The following is an 18,183-nucleotide window of genomic DNA, read 5'->3' on the forward strand; positions in this document are numbered from 1 at the left end:
ACCACAGATCCGGAAGGAAGCACCATCATGACCGACCGCACCGCCCGCCGCCGGGAGAGTGCACATGCCTGAGGCGCCGTTCGATCGGATCACCCTCGGCGACCTGCTGCGGGTGGCTTCGGCCCCCGACTTCCACCGCTGGGAGGACCAGGTCCGCCGTACCGGCGGCTGCTCCGACCCGATCCACCTGACCGGCTGGACCTTCACCAAGGACAGGACCACCGGCGAGACCCTGCACCACTACTCGACCGAGACCGAACCCGGTGGACGCCTCCGCCTCGCCTGCGGAAACCGCCGCGCCTCCCGCTGCCCCTCCTGCGCCTGGACGTACGCCGGAGACACCTACCACCTGATCCGCGCGGGCCTGGCCGGAGACGACCGCCGCGACGTACCCGCTACCGTGCGGGACCACCCCCGCGTCTTCGCCACTCTCACCGCACCGTCCTTCGGCCCGGTCCACAACCGGCCCGACCACGGCACTTGCCGCTGCGGTAGCCGGCACCCCTCCGACGCACCCGAACTCGGCACCGCCCTGGACCCGGAGACGTACGACTACGCCGGATCGGTCCTGTTCAACAACCACGCGGGCGACCTCTGGATGCGGTTCACCACCCGTCTCCGCCGGGAGATCGCCGCCCGCGCCGGACTCACACAGGCCGAACTGAAGGAATCCGCCCGGCTCTCGTACGGCAAGGTCGCGGAGTTCCAGAAGCGCGGGGCGATCCACTTCCACGCCGTGATGCGCATCGACGGACCGGAAGGACCGGACACCCCTCCCCCGTCCTGGGCCACCGTTGACCTGCTCACCGACGCGATACGCGCCGCCGCCCGTCACAACTACACCTCGGTGTCCGCTCCGGCCGTCGACGACCAGCCCGCCCGTACCTTCCGCTGGGGCACACAGCTCGACGTCCGCCCGGTCACCGCCTTCGGCGACGGCTCCGATATCACCGAACAGGCCGTGGCGTCCTACGTCGCGAAGTACGCCACCAAAGCCGCGGAGAACACAGGCACCCTCGACCGACGTATCGGCGAACTCTCCGAACTCGACCGCCACGGCGTCCCGGACCACGCCCGCCGCCTCATCGCCGCGTGCCACCTCCTCGATCCGCTCTACCCCGAGCGCCGGTTGTGGGCCTGGGCGCACATGCTCGGGTTCCGCGGCCACTTCTCCTCGAAGTCCCGCCGCTACTCGACCACGCTCGGCGAACTCCGCCAGGCCCGCGCCGACTTCCGCGCCGCGCAGGAACAGCAGACCCTCGGCCTGGAGGACCGCGCCCCGGACACCGTGCTCGTCCTCACCGACTGGCAGTACGCCGGGCACGGTCACTCCCCCGGCGAATCCGTCCTCGCCGCGACCATCGCCCGGGACCTCCAGCTCAACCGCGAGACAGCCCGTGAAGCCATGGCGGAGCTGGTCGGCGAGAGGGAGTGGTGACCATGGCGCTCCCCCTGCCGAGCCGTTATCTGACGCCTGACGACCTGGTCGAGATGTTCGAGCTGCCCAGCGTCGAGACGGTCTACCAGTGGCGCCGGAAGCGGACCGGCCCCCGCGGCTTCCGTGTCGGCCGGCACCTCCGCTTCGATCCGGACGACGTACGGGCCTGGGTCGACTCCCGCCGGGGCGAGGTGGCTGCCTGATGGCCGGACACATCCAGGACCGCTGGTTCACGACCGAGGTCGGACCGGACGGCAAGCCGCGCAAGGTGAAGTCGGAACGCCACGGGTCCGGGCTGCGCTACCGCGCTCGTTACATCGGCCCGGACGGCAGGGAGAAGTCCAAGAGCTTCCAGGATCGGCAGAAACGGCTCGCCGAACAGTGGCTGGCCCACATCGAGACGGACATGGCGCGGGGTCAGTACATCGATCCTCGCGCCGCCCGGACCACCTTCCAGCAGTACGCGGAGGGCTGGGTGTCCACACAGGGGGCCGACCCCAACACGCAAGCCTCGATGGAGTCGCAACTCTGGCTGCACGCGTTCCCGTACCTCGGCACGCGCCCGCTCGGTTCGTTCCAGCCGGCGCACATCCGCGACTGGGTGCAGCAGCTCCAGGCGAACGGTGTCCGTGGCTCGTACGCCCGGACGATCTACTCCAACGTGCGGGCGGCGCTGAGCGCGGCCGTGGACGACGGACACCTCCCCCGGAACCCTTGCGCTGCCCGCTCGGTCCGGCCGCCGACGGTGGACGCGAAGCGCGTCATGCCCTGGACGCCGGAACGGCTCTTCGCCGTGCGCGCGGGCATGCCCGACCGGTATCAGGCGATGGTCGACCTCGGCGGCGGCTGCGGCCTCCGGCAAGGCGAGATGCTGGGCGTCGCGGTGGACGCGATCGACTTCCGCTCGGACACGCTGCACGTCGTCCAGCAGCTCAAGCTGAGCCGCAGCAAGCCCGTCTTCGCCCCGCCGAAGGGCGGCAAGCTACGGGACGTACCGCTCCCCGGCCCTGTCGCCGACGCGCTGAGGGCGCACATGAAGCGGTTCCCGCCGGTTGAGAGCACGCTGCCGTGGAAGGTCGCGGGCGGACCCCCGGTGACCAAGCGGCTCATCTTCACGGCACCGCGCGGCAGTCACGTATGGCGAACCTCGCTCAACGAGGAGGCGTGGAAACCGGCGCTGGCCTCGGCCGGAGTCATCCCGGTCCCGGCAGCCGGCACGTCCCACGCCGAGTCACGCGAGAACGGCATGCACGCCATGCGGCACTTCTACGCGTCGGTGCTCCTGGACGCTGGCGAGAACATCAAGGCGCTCGCCGAATACCTCGGCCACTCGGACCCCGGCCTGACGCTGCGGGTGTACGCGCACCTGATGCCGTCAAGTCAGGAGCGAACGAGGAACGCAGTCTCCGCCGTCTTTCAAGCAGTTATAGCCGATAACCATCGGTGATCGCAGATCTCTCATGACGTTCATCCATGGACGGCGCGTTCCTTCCATGGATGAACCGTTATCCGGCTTCCCATTTCACGAGTGAAATCTCCTCTTGTGGAGGAGAGAATATTCCGTCCCGAATAAGGAGCCCCGTATGACCTACCCTCACCTGGACCCAGGGCAGGCCGCCCACCAGTGCGTTCGTGTAGACAAAGCGTTCACACGGAAGAAAGCAGGAAGGTTTCTGCAAACTTTCTCGGCGTGAGCTAGTTATGCATGCATAACTACACCCCTTGACCAGGTCGTCGACTTCCACCTGCGCATTTGGCACATTGGAGCCAACATGAGAAAGTCTCCTCAGCACGAAAGCCGCCCGGCCAGGGGCGGCTTTCGCTTCCGTTCTGCCAGGGAATCACCTTGATCAGGGAACCTCACAGAGTTGGAGTATGTATGGTCTCACGCACAGGCGTCACGGTCGAAATCGGCCCTCGCGATTTACCCATCGCGCTCATCGGGGCAGCGGGGGGCGCGCTCGCCCTATGGGCCGAAGCTCCTACTGAGGTAGCCGTGCCAGTGGCTCTATTGATCATCTTCGACATCCGCGTTCGTCGCTGGCGGCGTCACACCTGACGGCCCACAGACGGCCCAGCGCACCAAAAAGCCCCCCACCGCGCGGAGAACCCGCAGGTGGGGGGCTTCTTCAGCTCTGCTTACTTCTTCTTGCCCTGGTTCTTGACCGCCTCGATGGCCGCGGCTGCCGCGTCCGGGTCGAGGTACTTGCCGCCCTTGGTGACGGGGTGGAAGTCGGCGTCGAGCTCGTAGTAGAGCGGGATGCCGGTCGGGATGTTCAGGCCGGAGATGTCCTCGTCGGAGATGCCGTCGAGGTGCTTGACCAGGCCGCGGAGGCTGTTGCCGTGCGCGGCGACCAGGACGGTCCTGCCGTCGAGGAGGTCGGGGACGATGCCGTCGTACCAGTACGGCAGCATGCGCTCGACGACGTCCTTGAGGCACTCGGTGCGGGGTCGCAGCTCCGAGGGGATCGTGGCGTAGCGGGGGTCGTCCGACTGCGAGAACTCCGTGCCGTCTTCGAGGACCGGCGGCGGGGTGTCGTACGAGCGGCGCCACAGCATGAACTGCTCCTCGCCGAACTCGGCGAGGGTCTGCGCCTTGTCCTTGCCCTGGAGGGCGCCGTAGTGGCGCTCGTTCAGGCGCCAGCTGCGGTGCACCGGGATCCAGTGGCGGTCCGCGGACTCCAGTGCGAGCTGGGCGGTGCGGATGGCGCGCTTCTGGAGCGAGGTGTGCAGGACGTCCGGGAGGAGACCGGCGGCCGTGAGCAGCTCACCGCCCCGTACGGCCTCCTTCTCGCCCTTCTCGGTGAGGTTGACGTCCACCCAGCCGGTGAACAGGTTCTTCGCGTTCCATTCGCTCTCGCCGTGGCGGAGGAGGATCAGCTTGTACGGTGCGTCGGCCATGCGTACGAGCGTAATGGACATCCGGTGTGCCTCGCGCGCGTACGCGGGCGAGGGCGGGCACGCGGGGGCGCGGTGCGGTGGATTGACGGTCGGCGTCAATTGAGTAGCGGGCCCGTGCATCCGCTTCGTAAGTTCCGGACATCTGGCAAGCCGCTTACACCAGCCACGCACACACCTCCGGGGGATCCGCATGTTCGCGACAGGACTGAGCCGCGCCGTGCGCGAGAGCGTCTCGGGGCTCCCCCGGGAGTTCTGGTGGCTGTGGACAAGCACGCTGGTCAACCGGCTGGGGGCGTTCGTCGCCACCTTCATGGCGCTGTACCTGACGCTGGACCGCGGCTATTCCGCGACGTACGCCGGGCTGGTGGCGGCGCTGCACGGGCTGGGCGGAGTGGTCTCCTCGCTCGGCGCGGGCGTGATGGCGGACCGGCTGGGGCGGCGGCCCACGATGCTGGCCGCGCAGGTGTCGACCGCCCTGTCGGTGGCGCTGCTGGGGTTCATGGAGCACCCGCTGGCCATCGCGGCCGTCGCGTTCCTGGTCGGTATGGCGAGCAACGCCTCCCGGCCCGCGGTGCAGGCGATGATGGCGGACATCGTGAAACCCGAGGACCGGGTGCGGGCGTTCAGTCTCAACTACTGGGCGATCAACCTGGGGTTCGCGATCTCGTCGACCGGGGCCGGGTTCCTCGCCGAGTACAGCTACCGCGCCGGCTTCCTCATCGAGGCGGTGATGACACTGGGCTGCGCGATCGTCGTCTTCGTGAAGCTGCCGGAGTCGCGGCCCGAGCGGACGGTGGCGGAGAAGGCCGACGAGGCGGGCGTGGGCCTCGGGACGGTGCTGCGCGACGGGCGCTTCATGAGCGTGGTGGGTCTCTCGTTCCTGGTGGCACTGATCTTCCAGCAGGGGTACGTGGCACTGCCGGTGGCGATGGGTACGGACGGGTTCTCCAGCTCCGACTTCGGTACGGCCATCGCGGTCAACGGTGTGCTGATCGTGGCGCTCCAGATCCCGGTCACCCGCTTCATCGCGCACCGGGACCCCAGACGGCTGCTGGTGGTCTCCTCGCTGCTCGCGGGGTACGGCTTCGGGCTGACCGCGTTCGCCGGGTCGCTGGGGGTGTACGTCCTGACGGTGTGCGTGTGGACGCTGGCCGAGATCGTCAACTCGCCCGTCCAGACCGGTCTGGTGGTGCGGCTGTCGCCGGTGCACGGGCGCGGCCGGTACCAGGGCATGTACACGATGTCGTGGGCCGTGGCGGCACTGGTGGCGCCGCTGCTGGGCGGGTACGTGATCGACCGCTTCGGCAGCGAGTGGCTGTGGGGCGGCTGCGCGGTGATCGGGATGGTGGCGGCGGCCGGGTACTGGGTGCTGATGCGGGGGCTGCCGGAGGAGCCTCGGGCGGTGGCGGCGGCGGTACGTCAGGAGGACGCGGCGAAGGCCTCGGAGGTCACCCCCGCCGCGTGAACGCCCGGGTCAGTCGCGCGGCTTCGTCAGGTGGGCGAAGGCGTCCAGGTTGCGGGTGGACTCGCCGCGGGAGACCCGCCAGTCGTACTCCTTGCGGATGGCGGTGGCGAAGCCCAGTTCCAGGAGGGTGTTGAAACTTCCGTCGGCGGCTTCGAGGACCGAGCCGAGGAGGCGGTCGATCTCGTCGGGGGTGACGGCGGTGAGCGGGAGCTTCCCGGCGAGGTAGACGTCGCCGAGCGGGTCGATCGCGTAACCCACCCCGTACAGGCGCAGGTTGCGTTCCAGCAGCCAGCGGTGGACGGCCTCGTGGTTCTCGTCGGGGTGGCGGATCACGAAGGCGTTCAGGGAGAGCGAGTGCTGTCCGACGATGAGCGACACCGTCGTGGAGAGCTTGCGGGTGCCGGGGAGTGTGACGGCGTAGGAGCCCGGCGCGGGGCTCTCCCACTTCAGCTCGGCCTCGTTGAGGGCCGCTTCGAGGATGCCCCGTGCGTCGGCAGTGCGCGCAGTGTCAGCCATGGTGCGAGCGTACGTGACGTCGGTGTTCGTACATCGCCGCGGTGTAGACGTCCGCGGTCGCGGACGCGGCGGTGTCCCAGCCGAAGGCCTGCGCGTGCCGGGCGGCCGCCTCGCCCATGGAGTCGACGAGTGCGGGACGGTCGACGAAACGGCGCAGGACGCGGGCGTACGCGGCCGGGTCGTGGCCCTCGACGAGGAAGCCGGTGCGCCCGTCCCGTACGGCCACGGGCAGACCGCCGACGGCGGCGGCGACGACCGGGGTGCCGGTCGCCTGCGCCTCGATCGCGACGAGGCCGAAGGACTCGCTGTACGACGGCATGACGAGGACGGATGCGGCGCGGAACCAGTCGGCGAGGCGGTCCTGGCCGACCGGTGGCCGGAAGCGGACCACGTCGGCGATGCCGAGCCGGGCGGCCAGTTTCTGGAGCTTCTCCGGCTTGGCCATGCCGCTGCCGCTGGGGCCGCCGACGACCGGCACGACCAGCTTGGTGCGCAGCGAGGGGTCCTCGGCGAGGAGGACGGCGACCGCGCGGAGCAGGACGTCGGGAGCCTTGAGGGGCTGGATGCGGCCGGCGAACAGCGGAATGAAGGCGTCCTGCGGGAGGCCGAGGCGGGCTCGGGCGGCGGCGCGTCCGGAGGGGGCGCCCCCCGGGCGGAGCGTGCCGGTGTCCTTGGGCGAGGGGCGGAAACGGTCCAGGTTGACGCCGGGGTGCACGACGGCGACGTTGCCCGGGTCGGCCTCGTAGAAGCGGACCAGTTCGTCGGCCTCCTCGGCGGTGTTCGCGATGAGGCGGTCGGCCGCCCGGACGATCTGGGTCTCACCGATGACGCGGGCGGCGGGCTCGGGGGTGTCGCCCTCGGCGAGGGAGGCGTTCTTGACCTTGGCCATGGTGTGCATGGCGTGGACGAGGGGGACGCCCCAGCGCTGTGCGGCGAGCCAGCCGACGTGCCCGGAGAGCCAGTAGTGCGAGTGCACGAGGTCGTAGTAGCCGGGGCGCTGGCCGGCCCAGGCCTGCATCACGCCGTGCGTGAAGGCACAGAGCTGGGCGGGCAGCTCCTCCTTGGCGAGCCCTTCGTACGGGCCCGCGTCGACGTGCCGTACGAGAACCCCGGGCGCCAGCTCCACGCGGGCGGGAAGGCCGCCGGTGGTGGCCCGGGTGAATATCTCCACCTCTATGTTGATCGCGGCGAGACGCTTGGCCAGCTCGACGATGTAGACGTTCATGCCGCCCGCGTCGCCGGTGCCGGGCTGGTGCAGCGGCGAGGTGTGCACGCTGAGCATGGCGATCCGGCGCGGCTTGCGCGGGGCACTGCCCGGGAGGCGCAGCCGGGGGGTGGCCGCCGCGGCCAGTGTGCCGGTGAGTCGGGAGACGTACTGGCTCACGTCGACGGTCCTCCTCGACTGTGCGGGGACTTCTGCTGGGCGGGAACATCTGCGGGACGGAGGCGCCTGCCGGTGGGCACACCTCAGAGGGGGCTGTACGGCCCTTCCGAAGGGGAAGAACAGCGGAATTCCCCATACCATTTCCACTTTGCCAAATCATTGCGTTGCGTTTTCCGCCCGCTCCGCCCGCTTACGCTCGGTGCATGGCCTCCCGCACGTCCCCCGCGCGCCCTGTCGGCGCAGTCACCCGCGGGACCACGAACCCGAACCGGCTGCGTCGCATGGACCGCTGGATCGCCGCCGCACACGGCCCGGCCCTGCTGCGCACACCCGGAGCCGTGGCCGTCGACCTGGGCTACGGGGCCGCCCCCTGGACGGCGGTCGAGCTGCTCGGAAGGCTGCGGACCGCCGCGCCCACCGTCGAGGTGGTCGGCATCGAGATCGAGCCCGTACGCGTGACGGGCGCGAAACCGTACGAGCGGGAGGGGCTGACCTTCCGGCACGGGGGCTTCGAGGTGCCGCTGGACGGCGGACGGCGGCCGGCGCTGATCCGCGCGGCGAACGTCCTGCGGCAGTACGACGAGGACCAGGTGGCCGCCGTGTGGGAACGGCTGCGGGACAGACTGGCGCCGGGCGGGCTGCTGGTGGAGGGGACCTGCGACGAGATCGGACGGCGGCACGTATGGGTGGCGCTGGGGCCGGAGGGCCCGCGCACGGTCACCTTCGCGACCCGGCTGGGCTCCCTGGACCGCCCCTCGGACCTGGCCGAACGGCTCCCCAAGGCGCTGATCCACCGGAACGTGCCCGGCGAACCGGTGCACGCCTTCCTGCGGGACTTCGACCGGGCGTGGGCCGCGGCGGCCCCGTTCGCCTCACTGGGAGCGCGGCAGCGGTGGATCAGGGCGGTGCGGGATCTTTCCGCGGACTGGCCGGTGACCGGGCCGCACTCCCCCACCGGGCACGCGGCGGCGGACGGGGAGCGGCGCTGGCGGCAGGGCGAGGTGACGGTGCGCTGGGAGGCGCTGGCACCGCGGAACATCTCGTACCGGTGAGGGAATGCCCCGTACCGGTGGCGGAACGCCTCGTACCGGTGACGGAGGACCACCTACCGGTGAACAACGCGGGACTTTCACGGGCGGGGTGCAATCCGGGGAACGGGAAGGGGATCTCGTTCGTCGGACGGGTGTGGAGGGAAGGGCCGGAAGGTTCCCGGGGGTGGTGAGTGGTCGTTGTTTCCGTGTCTGTCGCTTTCGCGGCGGGCGCGGCGGCATCGCACCGGCACCAGCGGGGGCCGGCCGGCATCACCGGGCCGTTGACGGCCCATCGGATTCTGATTCGTTCCGGGGGGAGCTCGTGAACCGACGCCTTATCAGTCGTCACCGTGGCCGAAGCGTCACGACCGCCATAGCGCTGGTCTGCGCGCTGAGCGTGCTGGTGCTGCCGGGGCAGGCGTACGCGGATCCGCCGCCGCCACCGCCTGGCTCCGGCTCCGGCTCCGGCTCCAGGAAGAGCCTGGACGAGGTGCGCAGAGAGATAGACGGTCTGTACCGGAAGGCGGCGGTCGCCACCGACGCGTACAACCTCGCCGAGGACCAGGCGCAGACCCAGTCCGGCGAGATCGCGAAGCTGGCCCGGCAGATCGTCGCCGGTGAGCAGAGGATCGAGAAGCTGAAGGACCGCATCGGCGCCCAGGCACGCGCCCAGTACCGGACGGGCGGCGTGCCGCAGAGCGCGCGGCTGATGATGAGCGGCGACCCCGACCTGTTCCTGCGCGGCGCGGGCCGGATGCAGCAGGGGCAGCAGGCCGTCAAGGGGATGCTGGACGAACTGACCCGCGCGCAGGAGGACTTGCGGACGTACTCCCAGGACGCGAGCGGTGAGTGGAAGAAGCTGGAGGCCAACCGCAAGCGCAAGGAGAAGGCGCAGAAGGAGATAGAGAAGCAGATCGACGCGGCCGAGAAGCTGGAGGCCCGCCTGGAGACCGGCGAGCGGGCCAGGCTGCTGGAGCTGGAGCGCGACGAGCAGTACCGCGCGCAGAGATCCTGGCTGGACTCCGGCGCCCTGAAGAACGGCGGCGGGGCAGGGGCGACGGAGCAGGGCAGACGCGCGGTCGGGTACGCGACGGCGCAGATAGGGGCACCGTACGTCTGGGGCGCGGAGGGCCCTGACGCCTTCGACTGCTCAGGGCTCACCCAGCAGGCGTGGGCAGCCGCAGGGCACGACATCCCGCGCACGTCGCAGGAGCAGTGGCGACTGCTGCCCAAGGTGAGGATGGCGGACATCCGGCCCGGCGACCTGATCATCTACTTCGCGGACGCGAGCCACGTGGCGATGTACATCGGGGACGGAAAGATGGTGCACGCGCCGAGGCCGGGACGGAGTGTGACAGTGGCAGGGGCGGGGTCCATGCCGATATTGGGGGTCGTGCGGGCGCGGTAGGGGGGCGGGGACGGGGGGTGTACGGGCTCGGGAGGCGTACGGGAGCGCGGGTCCGCGGGACCGGGCGGGCGCGGGAGGCGGCAGGCACGGTGGGCGTGCGGCAGGCGTCGTACGGCTGCGGGGACCGTGCGAGCGCGGGAGGCGGCGGGCTCGGGGGACGTGCGCGGCAGGAGGCCGTCCGGCCGCGGGGGCGGGCGGACGGGGACGTACGGGATGGCGCGGGCGGAGGGGCGTGTGAGCCCAGCGGTCGGCCGACGGGCGCACGGAGGCGCCCCGGGACCGGTGATCATGGGCGGCACGGTGGGCTCGGCGTGATCTTTGTCATGGGCGAGGGGGCGGCCGCAGCGCGTCCCGGAGCCGCTTATGCCTGGCCGGAGGCGGCGAAACGCACCGGCATATGACCCCGTCCGCTGCGGCCACGCCATTCCGTTGCGGCGCCGCCTACCGCTAAGGTCCCCGTTTGGCGGGGCGTCGCTCGGCGTCCCACCGCGCCCTCGGGGGGAGGGAAGGAACCGAACCGATGCCCGTACCCATACCGCGGCAGAGAGTTGTGTCTGCCGTGGAAAGCGGTCAGGCCGGCGATCACCACAGCACAGCCGCACCCCACCAGCAGCCGACCGACCTCACACTGCTGGTGATCGAGAACGACCCGGCGGACGCGTTCGCCGTGCCCGCGCTGTTCGACACCGCGAACGGCACCAAGGTCCGTGTCCGCACCGCCCGCAACCTCACCGAGGCCGAGCGGCTGCTCACCGACGACGTGCACTGCATCCTGCTGGACCTGGCCCTGCCCGGCTGCGGGCACTGCCCCGAATGCACGGAGGACGCCGCCCGGGGCGCCGACGACGGAACCGGCAACGGGGCCGCCGGGAAGGGCACGGGCCCCGTGCTGGGCGCTCTCCACGACGTCCTGCGGATGGCCCCGGGCCAGGCCGTCCTCGCGCTGACCCCGCCCGACCGGGCGGAGCACGCGGCGGCCGCGGTGCGGGCCGGTGCGCAGGACTACCTGTTCCGCGACGAGCTGGACGCGCGGCTGCTCAGCCGTGCCATTCGCTACGCGGTGGAGCGCAAACGCGCCGACACCGCCTCGTACAAGCTGGCCGAGTCCCGTCTGCACGCCCAGGAGAACGCCCGCCTGGAGCGCGGTCTGCTCCCGACCCCGCTCCTGGACGGCTCGGACCTGCGGTTCGCCTCCCGCTACCGCCCCGGCCGCTCCCGTGCGCTGCTGGGCGGTGACTTCTACGACACCGTCCGCACCCCGGACGGCACGGTCCACGCCATGATCGGCGACGTCTGCGGTCATGGCCCGGACGAGGCGGCCCTCGGTGTGGAGCTGCGGATCGCCTGGCGGGCGCTGACGTTCGCCGGCCTGTGCGGCGACGAGTTGCTCTCCACGCTCCAGCGCGTCCTGGAGCACGAGCGGGAGAGCGAGGAGATCTTCGCGACGCTCTGCACGGTCGACATCGCCCCGGACGGCCGCCGCGCCGGACTGTGCCTGGCCGGTCACCCGGCCCCGCTGATCGCCCGGCAGGACCGGCAGGGGCAGCGGATCGCCAGGCTCATGCCGTACGAGGACGGAGGGCCGGCCCTCGGCCTGCTGACGCGCGCCCGCTGGCCCCGGCAACAGGTCGAACTGGGCGGCGCCTGGAGCCTTTTGATGTACACGGACGGACTGATCGAGGGCCGGGTCTCCGGCGCCGACGGCCTGGGTGAGCCCGGCAGGCTGGGCCAGGACGGCATGGTCGCGATGATCAACCGCCAGCTCGCCGAGGGGCTGCGCGGCGAGGACCTGCTGGACGCCGCCGTGACCCGGGTGCGTGAGCTGAACGGCGGCGAACTGACGGACGACGTGGCGGTCCTGCTGCTCGACCGGGAGGAGACCCGGGACCGCAGCAGGTACGCCGGGGCGGCCCGACCGGCCGCGCCCTTCCGGGCCTCCGGCCCTCAGCGCCCGCCGTTGTAGGGCCCGTACGGCCCGTCACTGCTGCTCCCGCCGCGTCGGCCGCCGCCGCCTCCGGAAACCTGGCGCAGGGCGGGCCGTACGTCCACCAGGAACACGATCGACGCGACCAGGCCCGCGATCTGGAGGAACAGCATCGGCAGAAGCAGGTTCACGACGACGGTGATGCCGAGGATGATCAGCCAGAAGTTCTTGGACTGCTTGTCGGCGGCCCGGTAGGCGTCGGCCCGTGCGGTCGCGGCCATGATCAGCGCGGCCACCGCCGTGACGATGAACACCAGGTCGACCACGATCATCAGCCCGACATCGAATCCCGAACGCAACATACTGAGCACCGCCTCATCAGGGTTGACCGCCTCGTGACCGCCTCGCCCAAGGTACCGAAACGACGGACCGGACGCCCTCGGGACGAACCGGCCCGTTGTGTCCGGCCGTACGAAACCGCCTGATCCGCCGCTTCCGGGCGGCGGATCAGGCGGCTGCTTCCGCTCGGTTGCTCCTCGTGGCTACTTCCGAGCCGCTACTTCTGCTCGGTGTCCTGAGCGGTCTTCTTCGCCGCGGCCTTGCGCGCCGGGGCCTTCTTCTGCGCCGACTCGGAGTTGGTCTCCAGCACCACGGGCGCGGCGGCCTTCGGCTCGTCGGTGCCCGCAACGGCGGACTTCGTCCCCGCGCTCTTCGGCTCTGTCGCCACGAGCGGCTCCGTCGCCACGACCGGCTTCGGCGCCGGGTCGGGCTCGACGGCGATGGCGATCTCGTTGATCTCCTCGGCCGCCTCGCCGCGCCAGCCCTTCACGGCCTGCTCGCCGTGCTCGGCGACCTTCTCGTACGCCTCACGGGCCTTGACCGCGTACTCCGCGGCCACGCCCACGCTTCGCAGCGCGAGGTCCTGGGCCGTCTCGCCCAGCTTCTTCAGATCCGTGTCGAAGGAGCCGACGACCTCGGTGAACTTCGACTGGAGGGTGGCCTGCGCCTCCTTGGCCTGCGAGGTCACCTTCTCCTGAACGGTCTTGGGGTCGGTCTGGCGGACCTTCTCGAAGCGCTCCGGCGCCCCTTCGGCCAGCTTCTTGGCCTGCTGGACGGCGAGGTCCGCCGTACCGGCGACGAAGTAGAGGGGGGTCGGGTCGGCGAGGGTCTTTCGCAGGTCATCGCTGATGGCCATAACTGTGGTCCTCCCGGATCGCGTCATTGTGAGGGTGGTACGTCATCACTGCCGGCGTCACGCGTGGCCGTGGCGCCTGTCGCACCCGGCGCCACATCCCCGTCCTCGGCCACGGCGTCGGCCACGGCCTGCGCCGCGCTCTCCGCCGCGTTCTCCTTGCGGAAGGACTCGTAGATCTGCAGCAGCACCTGCTTCTGCCGCTCGTTGAGCGAGGGGTCGGCCAGGATGACGGCGCGCGTCTCCAGCTCGTCCCGTTCCTTCTCGTCGAGGATTCCGGCCTGCACGTACAGCGTCTCGGCGGAGATCCGCAACGCTTTCGCGAGCTGCTGGAGGATGTCCGCGCTGGGCTTGCGCAGGCCGCGTTCGATCTGGCTGAGGTACGGATTGGACACCCCGGCGGCATCGGCGAGCTGGCGCAAGGACAGCTGCGCGTTGCGCCGCTGTTCGCGCAGGTACTCCCCGAGGTTGCCGACGTTCAGTGATGCCATGCCTCCGAGGATGCACCGTCCTTGCTAACTTTTGCAAGCGCATGCTTGCAAAAGTGCTGCATGCCACGCGCGGCAGTGGGAGGCACCCCCGCAAAATCCGGTTCTCCTGTGCGGCCCCACCGCGCCCCACGGCTTGCGCGCATCGGGTAAATCGGTCGACAGGCGCGGCGGCGGGAGACTGCAATGGTTCTGCCGTCCGCCACACGGAGCGGACCGACCGCTGGAGCTGCCTTGGCAACCGCGAGAATCGCGGACATTCGGCCGGAGATCGATACCGCACTCGTCAGGCGTCTGGTGGACACCCAGTTCCCGCAGTGGGCGGGGCTGCCTCTGCGCCCCGTCGTGCCGGGCGGCTCCGATCACGTGATCCACCGGCTGGGCGAAGAGCTGGCGGTCCGGCTGCCCCGGCACCCCGGGGCCATCGGGCAGGCCGGGAAGGAGTTCCGGTGGCTGCCTCGGCTCGCCCCACACCTCCCGTTGGCCGTTCCGGTAACGACGGCGGTGGGGAAGCCCGGCTTCGGCTACCCGTGGCCGTGGGCGGTGTCCCGCTGGCTGGAGGGCGAGGTGGCGACCGTCGACTCACTGGGCGACTCCACCGGTGCCGCCGTCGAGTTGGCTCGTTTCCTCAGGGCTCTGCAGCGGTGCGCACCCCCCGGCATTCCGCCCACCGCTGCCCGCGAAGAGCTCGCCGGTTGGTCGTTGGCCGGGCGGCACGGCGCGACGCGGTCCGCCATCGCCGAGGTCGGCGGCGTCTTCGACGCCACGGCGATGACCGGGCTGTGGGACGCCGCCATGGACGCCCCCGCGTGGGATCGCCCCCCGGTCTGGTTCCACGGTGACTTCCACACGGGCAACCTGCTGACCTTCGACGGCCGCCTCAGCGCCGTCATCGACTTCGGCGGGCTCGGCATCGGCGACCCGGCGTGCGACCTGATGATCGCCTTCACCCTCATGACGTCGGCCGGCCGGGCCGCCTTCCGCGACACGCTCGGTGTGGACGACGCCACCTGGCTACGGGGCCGCGGCTGGGCCATGGCCACCGGCCTGAACGCCTACACCTCCTACGCCGCCGCCGACCATCGGGTCGCCGCGCAGACCACCCGGCAGATCAACGAAGCACTCATCGGATAGCGGAGCAGGCGGTCCTCGGCCCGCACGACTCACAGTGCCCGCCGAACCCCCGGGCCCGCCCGGCTCCCTGTGCCCGCCGCGCACAGCGCCGTTCCGCTGCCGGTCCGCCGTTGCTCACCGCGGTGGTGGCCGCTAGCTTCCTCGTCATGGACACGCCCCAGCCCCGTTACCTGTATCTCGCCCGGCACGCCGAGGCCAACAGCGACGAGTCCGCGCTCACCGACGCCGGGCGCCGTCAGGCCGTCCTCCTCGGCGAACGGTTGCGCGAGGTACCGCTGGCCGCGATCCACCACGGGCCGCTGGCCCGCACCACGGAGACCGCGCGGCTGGTCGCGGAGCAACGGGCCGACGGGGTGCAGCCGTTGGCGTCGGACGCTGCCGGGGACTACATACCGTACGAGCCGACGCGGGAGGACCTGGTGGGTGGCGGGGTGGATGCCGACCGCTACCTGGACTTCGTGGCGCAGTTCCCGCCCGCCGAACGGGCCGCGGGGGCGCAACTGGCCGGTCGAGCGGAGAAGTTGTTCACAGGTCCGGTCGACGGGAGCGAGCCCCGGCACGAGCTGGTCGTCACCCACAACTTTCTCGGCGGGTGGATCGTGCGTGCGGCGTACGACGCGCCGGCCTGGCGGTGGCTCGGCATCAACCTCGCGAACGCCGCGCTGACCGTGATCCGTTACGCCCCCGGCCGGCCCTCCTCCGTTCTCGTCTTCAACGACATGGGGCACCTGCCCGCCGAGCTGCGCTGGACGGGGCTGCCGCCGGAGTCGCGGGTCTGAGGCCGCCCGGCACGTCAGGCGCGGAGGGCCGACGCCGCACGGCCCGACGGGGCGGGCGCCGCGACGGAGCCGAGGGGTGCGGCGGAGCCGAGGGGTGCGGCGGACCCGGCGGGAGCGGGCGAGGGGCCCGACGCCACGATCCTGCTCGGTCGTACCGTTCGCGCCCGATCGCCCGCCGATGCCCGTACCGCGGTCCAGGCCGCGACGGCCGATCCCACGGACAGCAGCACCGCGAAGACCACCATCACCGGCTGCCGCCCGAGCTGGTTCGCCGCGAGACCGAACAGCACCGACGGCGCCCCCATCCCCACGTACGCGATCACGAAGAACACCGCGAGCACTCCCGCCCGCGAGGCCGGGGCGGCGGCGGCTGCCGTCTGGTCCACGCTCGCCTTGAACAGGAGCCCGGAGCCCGACCCGGACAGCACGGCAGCGACCAGGAGCAGGGCGAGCGACGGGACGTACAGGGTGACCGCCGTCAGGCCCAGGCCCAGCGGGAACAGCAGGGCGCCCAGCTTCAGCAGCCCCACCACCGGCAGCCGCCCGAGCAGCAGTTGTGCGAGCACCGACGCGCCGAAGACGACGAACGTCACCGTGCCCGCGACCAGCGGCGAGGTGTTCCCCAGGTCCTGCCGGACGATGACCGCGCCCAGTGCGGAGAACAGGCCGGTCGCCGCGAAGGCGAAGAAGCCGGTGGCGGCAGCCGCCATGAAGACCGGACTGGCCCCCTCCCGCAGCGCGAAGCGGGCGGGCCGGGTGCCGGAGACCGGCGCCCTGTCGACCGTCTCGGGGGTCACGAGCACCAGTACCAGCAGCACCAGCATGGCGGCACCGAACAGCACGAACGGAGTGACCAGCGGCGACCCGGACCACTGCGCCAGCGTCCCCACGAGCAGCGGGCCGAGCGCCAGTCCGCCGAGGTTGGACACGGTGGCGACCAGACCGGGCGTCGTCGACAGCGGCTGCCCCGGGTGGGCCCGGTGCCAGAGGTCCATGAGGTACGCGGTCGCCGTCGAAGCCATCAGGCCCACGGCCAGGCCGGTCATCAGCCGGGCCGTCAGCAGCCCCGGCAGCCCCGGCCACAGGACGAGCAGCGCGGCGGCCGCGGTGTCCGTGAGAAGGGCGGGAACGATGATGCGGCGCCGGCCCCACCGGTCCGAGAGGTGGCCAAGACCGAGGAACCCGACCGCGGCGCCGACCACCATGATCGCGAAGGCGAGGGTGACGGTGGTGGCGCCGAAGCCGTCGCGGTCCTGGTAGAGCGGCCACAACGGCGTCGGGGCGGTACCGAAGGCCATCAGGGTCGCGAAGGCGACCGCGACGAACCAGAACCCGGTGCGCGGCGAGACACCCCGCCGCCGGGCGTGCCCGGCGGCGCGGTGGGTGCCCGGGATACGGACGGTGTCGGGGGTACGGGGGGTGCGGGCGGGACCGGTGGTACCGGTGTCGGGGGCGGGCGGCGTCGTCATGTTCATGTGTGTGTCAACGGACGGCGCCTTCCCCTCCTTACCAGCTCCCCGGCATCAGGTGGAGATACTCAACATCTCCACCAGAGATATCCGGTGCGACACTGTTCCTCATGGAACTCCGCCACCTCCGCCACTTCGTCGCCCTCGCCGAGGAACGCAGCTTCACCCGGGCCGCCGCCCGCGAGCTGATCGTCCAGTCCGGGCTGTCCTCGTCCGTGCGGGGCCTGGAGAAGGAGGTCGGGGCGCTGCTGTTCGTACGGGGGACCCGCCCCGTACGCCTCACCACCGAGGGCGAGGCGCTGCTGCCGGCCGCCCGCCGCACCCTGGACGCCGCGGACACGGCGCTCCAGGCGGTACGGGGCGTGCACGGCGGCCTCACCGGGCGGCTGCGCATCGGCGCGTACCAGGCCAGCCGTCACCTGGTGCCGCTCGCCGCCTGGCTGTCCTGCTTCGTACGGGAGCACCCGGGCCTGGACATCGAGGTACGGCAGTTCCCGGCCACCGAGATGATCAGCATGGTCGCGGACGGCGAACTGGACTGCGCGCTGGCCGCCGCCCCGGACCGGGCGAAGACCGCCGCGCTGCTGGATGTCGTCGAACTGGTCACGGAACCCTTCGTCCTGGCCTGTCCGTCGGACCACCCGCTCGCGGCCCACGACGAGGTCCCGTTGCCCCTCCTCGACGGCGAACGCTTCGTCGAGACCCACAGCCGGTGGACCGGCCGTCTGCTCACCGACGCCTACTTCGCGGAGGCCGGCCTGACGCGGCGGATCGTGTGCGAGGTGAGCGAGTGGGCGATGGTCAGCGACCTGGTCGCGGCGGGCCTCGGCGTCGCCTTCGTCCCCGCGAGCCTGAGCCGCGACCTCCTCCCCCTCCCGGACCTGCCGCTGCGATTCCTCCCCCTGACCGGCAACACGACGTCCGTCCGCCTGGAACGCCGCGTGGACCTCCTCCTCCCCCGCGGCCAGGGCCTGAACACGGCGACGCGGATGTTCGCGGAGCACGTACAGCGGGAGGTCAGGTCGGCGCGCAGGCAGGCGGGCTGACCCGCACG

General features: G+C 71.3%; 17 protein-coding genes. 10 read left to right on the forward strand and 7 right to left on the reverse strand.

Features of this window, described 5'->3' with window-relative positions:
• The first annotated feature begins 64 nt into the window (after positions 1–64).
• Genes repSA through HNQ79_RS10705 form a run of 3 tightly spaced genes read left to right on the forward strand, consistent with a single transcriptional unit; the run spans position 65 to position 2,885 of the window.
• Positions 65–1,438: a replication initiator protein RepSA gene (gene repSA, locus HNQ79_RS10695; RefSeq protein WP_185029417.1), complete on the forward strand. Its 1,374-nt coding sequence runs from the start codon at positions 65–67 to the stop codon at positions 1,436–1,438.
• 2 nt (positions 1,439–1,440) lie between these two features.
• Entirely contained in the window at positions 1,441–1,641 is a 201-nt protein-coding gene (locus HNQ79_RS10700) for a helix-turn-helix transcriptional regulator (RefSeq protein ID WP_014047492.1), read from the forward strand.
• Complete coding sequence (locus HNQ79_RS10705) at positions 1,641–2,885, forward strand: tyrosine-type recombinase/integrase (RefSeq protein WP_185029419.1); 1,245 nt, start codon at positions 1,641–1,643, stop codon at positions 2,883–2,885. The genes HNQ79_RS10700 and HNQ79_RS10705 overlap by 1 nt, the downstream gene beginning before the upstream one ends.
• 692 nt (positions 2,886–3,577) lie before the next feature.
• On the opposite strand, the gene HNQ79_RS10710 is transcribed toward HNQ79_RS10705, so the two are convergent.
• Complete coding sequence (locus tag HNQ79_RS10710; RefSeq protein ID WP_185029421.1) at positions 3,578–4,339, reverse strand: phosphoglyceromutase; 762 nt, start codon at positions 4,337–4,339, stop codon at positions 3,578–3,580.
• Positions 4,340–4,529: 190 nt separating this feature from the next.
• On the opposite strand from HNQ79_RS10710, the gene HNQ79_RS10715 reads away from it, so the two are divergent.
• Positions 4,530–5,804 (forward strand): MDR family MFS transporter, encoded by a 1,275-nt coding sequence (locus tag HNQ79_RS10715; protein ID WP_185029423.1) that lies wholly within the window; start codon positions 4,530–4,532, stop codon positions 5,802–5,804.
• Between the two features lie 9 nt (positions 5,805–5,813).
• On the opposite strand, the gene HNQ79_RS10720 is transcribed toward HNQ79_RS10715, so the two are convergent.
• Together HNQ79_RS10720 and mshA are read right to left on the reverse strand one after the other, a co-directional pair.
• Positions 5,814–6,320 carry a type III secretion system chaperone family protein gene (locus HNQ79_RS10720; RefSeq protein ID WP_185029425.1) on the reverse strand — a complete coding sequence of 169 codons (507 nt, stop codon included), beginning with the start codon at positions 6,318–6,320 and terminating at the stop codon, positions 5,814–5,816.
• Positions 6,313–7,704, reverse strand: coding sequence for a D-inositol-3-phosphate glycosyltransferase (gene mshA, locus HNQ79_RS10725; RefSeq protein ID WP_185029427.1), 1,392 nt, complete (start codon positions 7,702–7,704; stop codon positions 6,313–6,315). The genes HNQ79_RS10720 and mshA overlap by 8 nt, the downstream gene beginning before the upstream one ends.
• A 203-nt stretch (positions 7,705–7,907) precedes the next feature.
• Between mshA and HNQ79_RS10730 the strand changes: the two genes are divergently transcribed.
• From HNQ79_RS10730 to HNQ79_RS10740, 3 genes are all read left to right on the forward strand, one after another.
• Entirely contained in the window at positions 7,908–8,756 is an 849-nt protein-coding gene (locus HNQ79_RS10730) for a class I SAM-dependent methyltransferase (RefSeq protein ID WP_185029429.1), read from the forward strand.
• A gap of 301 nt (positions 8,757–9,057) precedes the next feature.
• Entirely contained in the window at positions 9,058–10,143 is a 1,086-nt protein-coding gene (locus HNQ79_RS10735; RefSeq protein ID WP_229923516.1) for a C40 family peptidase, read from the forward strand.
• A gap of 520 nt (positions 10,144–10,663) precedes the next feature.
• A complete protein-coding gene (locus HNQ79_RS10740; RefSeq protein WP_185029433.1) occupies positions 10,664–12,106 on the forward strand; it encodes a PP2C family protein-serine/threonine phosphatase in 1,443 nt (480 codons plus the stop codon).
• Here HNQ79_RS10740 and HNQ79_RS10745 read toward each other — a convergent pair.
• The 3 genes from HNQ79_RS10745 to HNQ79_RS10755 all read right to left on the reverse strand — a co-directional run bounded on the left by HNQ79_RS10745 (position 12,088) and on the right by HNQ79_RS10755 (position 13,750).
• Positions 12,088–12,429, reverse strand: coding sequence for a DUF2516 family protein (locus HNQ79_RS10745; RefSeq protein ID WP_185029435.1), 342 nt, complete (start codon positions 12,427–12,429; stop codon positions 12,088–12,090). The genes HNQ79_RS10740 and HNQ79_RS10745 overlap by 19 nt on opposite strands.
• A 194-nt stretch (positions 12,430–12,623) precedes the next feature.
• Positions 12,624–13,262, reverse strand: a complete 639-nt coding sequence (locus HNQ79_RS10750) for a hypothetical protein (RefSeq protein ID WP_185029437.1) — start codon at positions 13,260–13,262, stop codon at positions 12,624–12,626.
• Positions 13,263–13,285: 23 nt separating this feature from the next.
• The gene (locus HNQ79_RS10755) at positions 13,286–13,750 is read right to left on the reverse strand and encodes a helix-turn-helix domain-containing protein (RefSeq protein WP_185029439.1); all 465 of its coding nucleotides are present in this window, start codon (positions 13,748–13,750) and stop codon (positions 13,286–13,288) included.
• A gap of 231 nt (positions 13,751–13,981) precedes the next feature.
• Between HNQ79_RS10755 and HNQ79_RS10760 the strand changes: the two genes are divergently transcribed.
• Positions 13,982–14,881, forward strand: coding sequence for an aminoglycoside phosphotransferase family protein (locus HNQ79_RS10760; RefSeq protein WP_229923515.1), 900 nt, complete (start codon positions 13,982–13,984; stop codon positions 14,879–14,881).
• A gap of 146 nt (positions 14,882–15,027) precedes the next feature.
• A complete protein-coding gene (locus HNQ79_RS10765) occupies positions 15,028–15,660 on the forward strand; it encodes a histidine phosphatase family protein (RefSeq protein ID WP_185029443.1) in 633 nt (210 codons plus the stop codon).
• A gap of 14 nt (positions 15,661–15,674) precedes the next feature.
• Here HNQ79_RS10765 and HNQ79_RS10770 read toward each other — a convergent pair whose 3' ends face one another.
• A complete protein-coding gene (locus HNQ79_RS10770; protein ID WP_185029446.1) occupies positions 15,675–17,129 on the reverse strand; it encodes an MFS transporter in 1,455 nt (484 codons plus the stop codon).
• A 110-nt stretch (positions 17,130–17,239) separates the two neighbouring features.
• Between HNQ79_RS10770 and HNQ79_RS10775 the strand changes: the two genes are divergently transcribed.
• Positions 17,240–18,175, forward strand: a complete 936-nt coding sequence (locus HNQ79_RS10775; protein WP_185029448.1) for a LysR family transcriptional regulator — start codon at positions 17,240–17,242, stop codon at positions 18,173–18,175.
• Positions 18,176–18,183: the final 8 nt, after the last annotated feature.

This window comes from Streptomyces candidus (genome assembly GCF_014207445.1).
Taxonomy (GTDB): Bacteria; Actinomycetota; Actinomycetes; order Streptomycetales; family Streptomycetaceae; genus Streptomyces; species Streptomyces candidus.

Excerpts from the sequence above, each read along its gene's own strand:
- HNQ79_RS10765 (WP_185029443.1), top strand. The coding sequence starts at position 15,028 with ATGGACACGCCCCAGCCCCGTTACCTGTATCTCGCCCGGCACGCCGAG.
- HNQ79_RS10755 (WP_185029439.1), bottom strand. The coding sequence starts at position 13,750 with ATGGCATCACTGAACGTCGGCAACCTCGGGGAGTACCTGCGCGAACAG.
- HNQ79_RS10700 (WP_014047492.1), top strand. The coding sequence starts at position 1,441 with ATGGCGCTCCCCCTGCCGAGCCGTTATCTGACGCCTGACGACCTGGTC.
- HNQ79_RS10710 (WP_185029421.1), bottom strand. The coding sequence starts at position 4,339 with ATGGCCGACGCACCGTACAAGCTGATCCTCCTCCGCCACGGCGAGAGC.
- HNQ79_RS10770 (WP_185029446.1), bottom strand. The coding sequence starts at position 17,129 with ATGACGACGCCGCCCGCCCCCGACACCGGTACCACCGGTCCCGCCCGC.
- HNQ79_RS10715 (WP_185029423.1), top strand. The coding sequence starts at position 4,530 with ATGTTCGCGACAGGACTGAGCCGCGCCGTGCGCGAGAGCGTCTCGGGG.
- HNQ79_RS10740 (WP_185029433.1), top strand. The coding sequence starts at position 10,664 with ATGCCCGTACCCATACCGCGGCAGAGAGTTGTGTCTGCCGTGGAAAGC.
- HNQ79_RS10745 (WP_185029435.1), bottom strand. The coding sequence starts at position 12,429 with ATGTTGCGTTCGGGATTCGATGTCGGGCTGATGATCGTGGTCGACCTG.
- HNQ79_RS10730 (WP_185029429.1), top strand. The coding sequence starts at position 7,908 with ATGGCCTCCCGCACGTCCCCCGCGCGCCCTGTCGGCGCAGTCACCCGC.
- repSA (WP_185029417.1), top strand. The coding sequence starts at position 65 with ATGCCTGAGGCGCCGTTCGATCGGATCACCCTCGGCGACCTGCTGCGG.
- HNQ79_RS10720 (WP_185029425.1), bottom strand. The coding sequence starts at position 6,320 with ATGGCTGACACTGCGCGCACTGCCGACGCACGGGGCATCCTCGAAGCG.
- HNQ79_RS10775 (WP_185029448.1), top strand. The coding sequence starts at position 17,240 with ATGGAACTCCGCCACCTCCGCCACTTCGTCGCCCTCGCCGAGGAACGC.
- HNQ79_RS10750 (WP_185029437.1), bottom strand. The coding sequence starts at position 13,262 with ATGGCCATCAGCGATGACCTGCGAAAGACCCTCGCCGACCCGACCCCC.
- HNQ79_RS10705 (WP_185029419.1), top strand. The coding sequence starts at position 1,641 with ATGGCCGGACACATCCAGGACCGCTGGTTCACGACCGAGGTCGGACCG.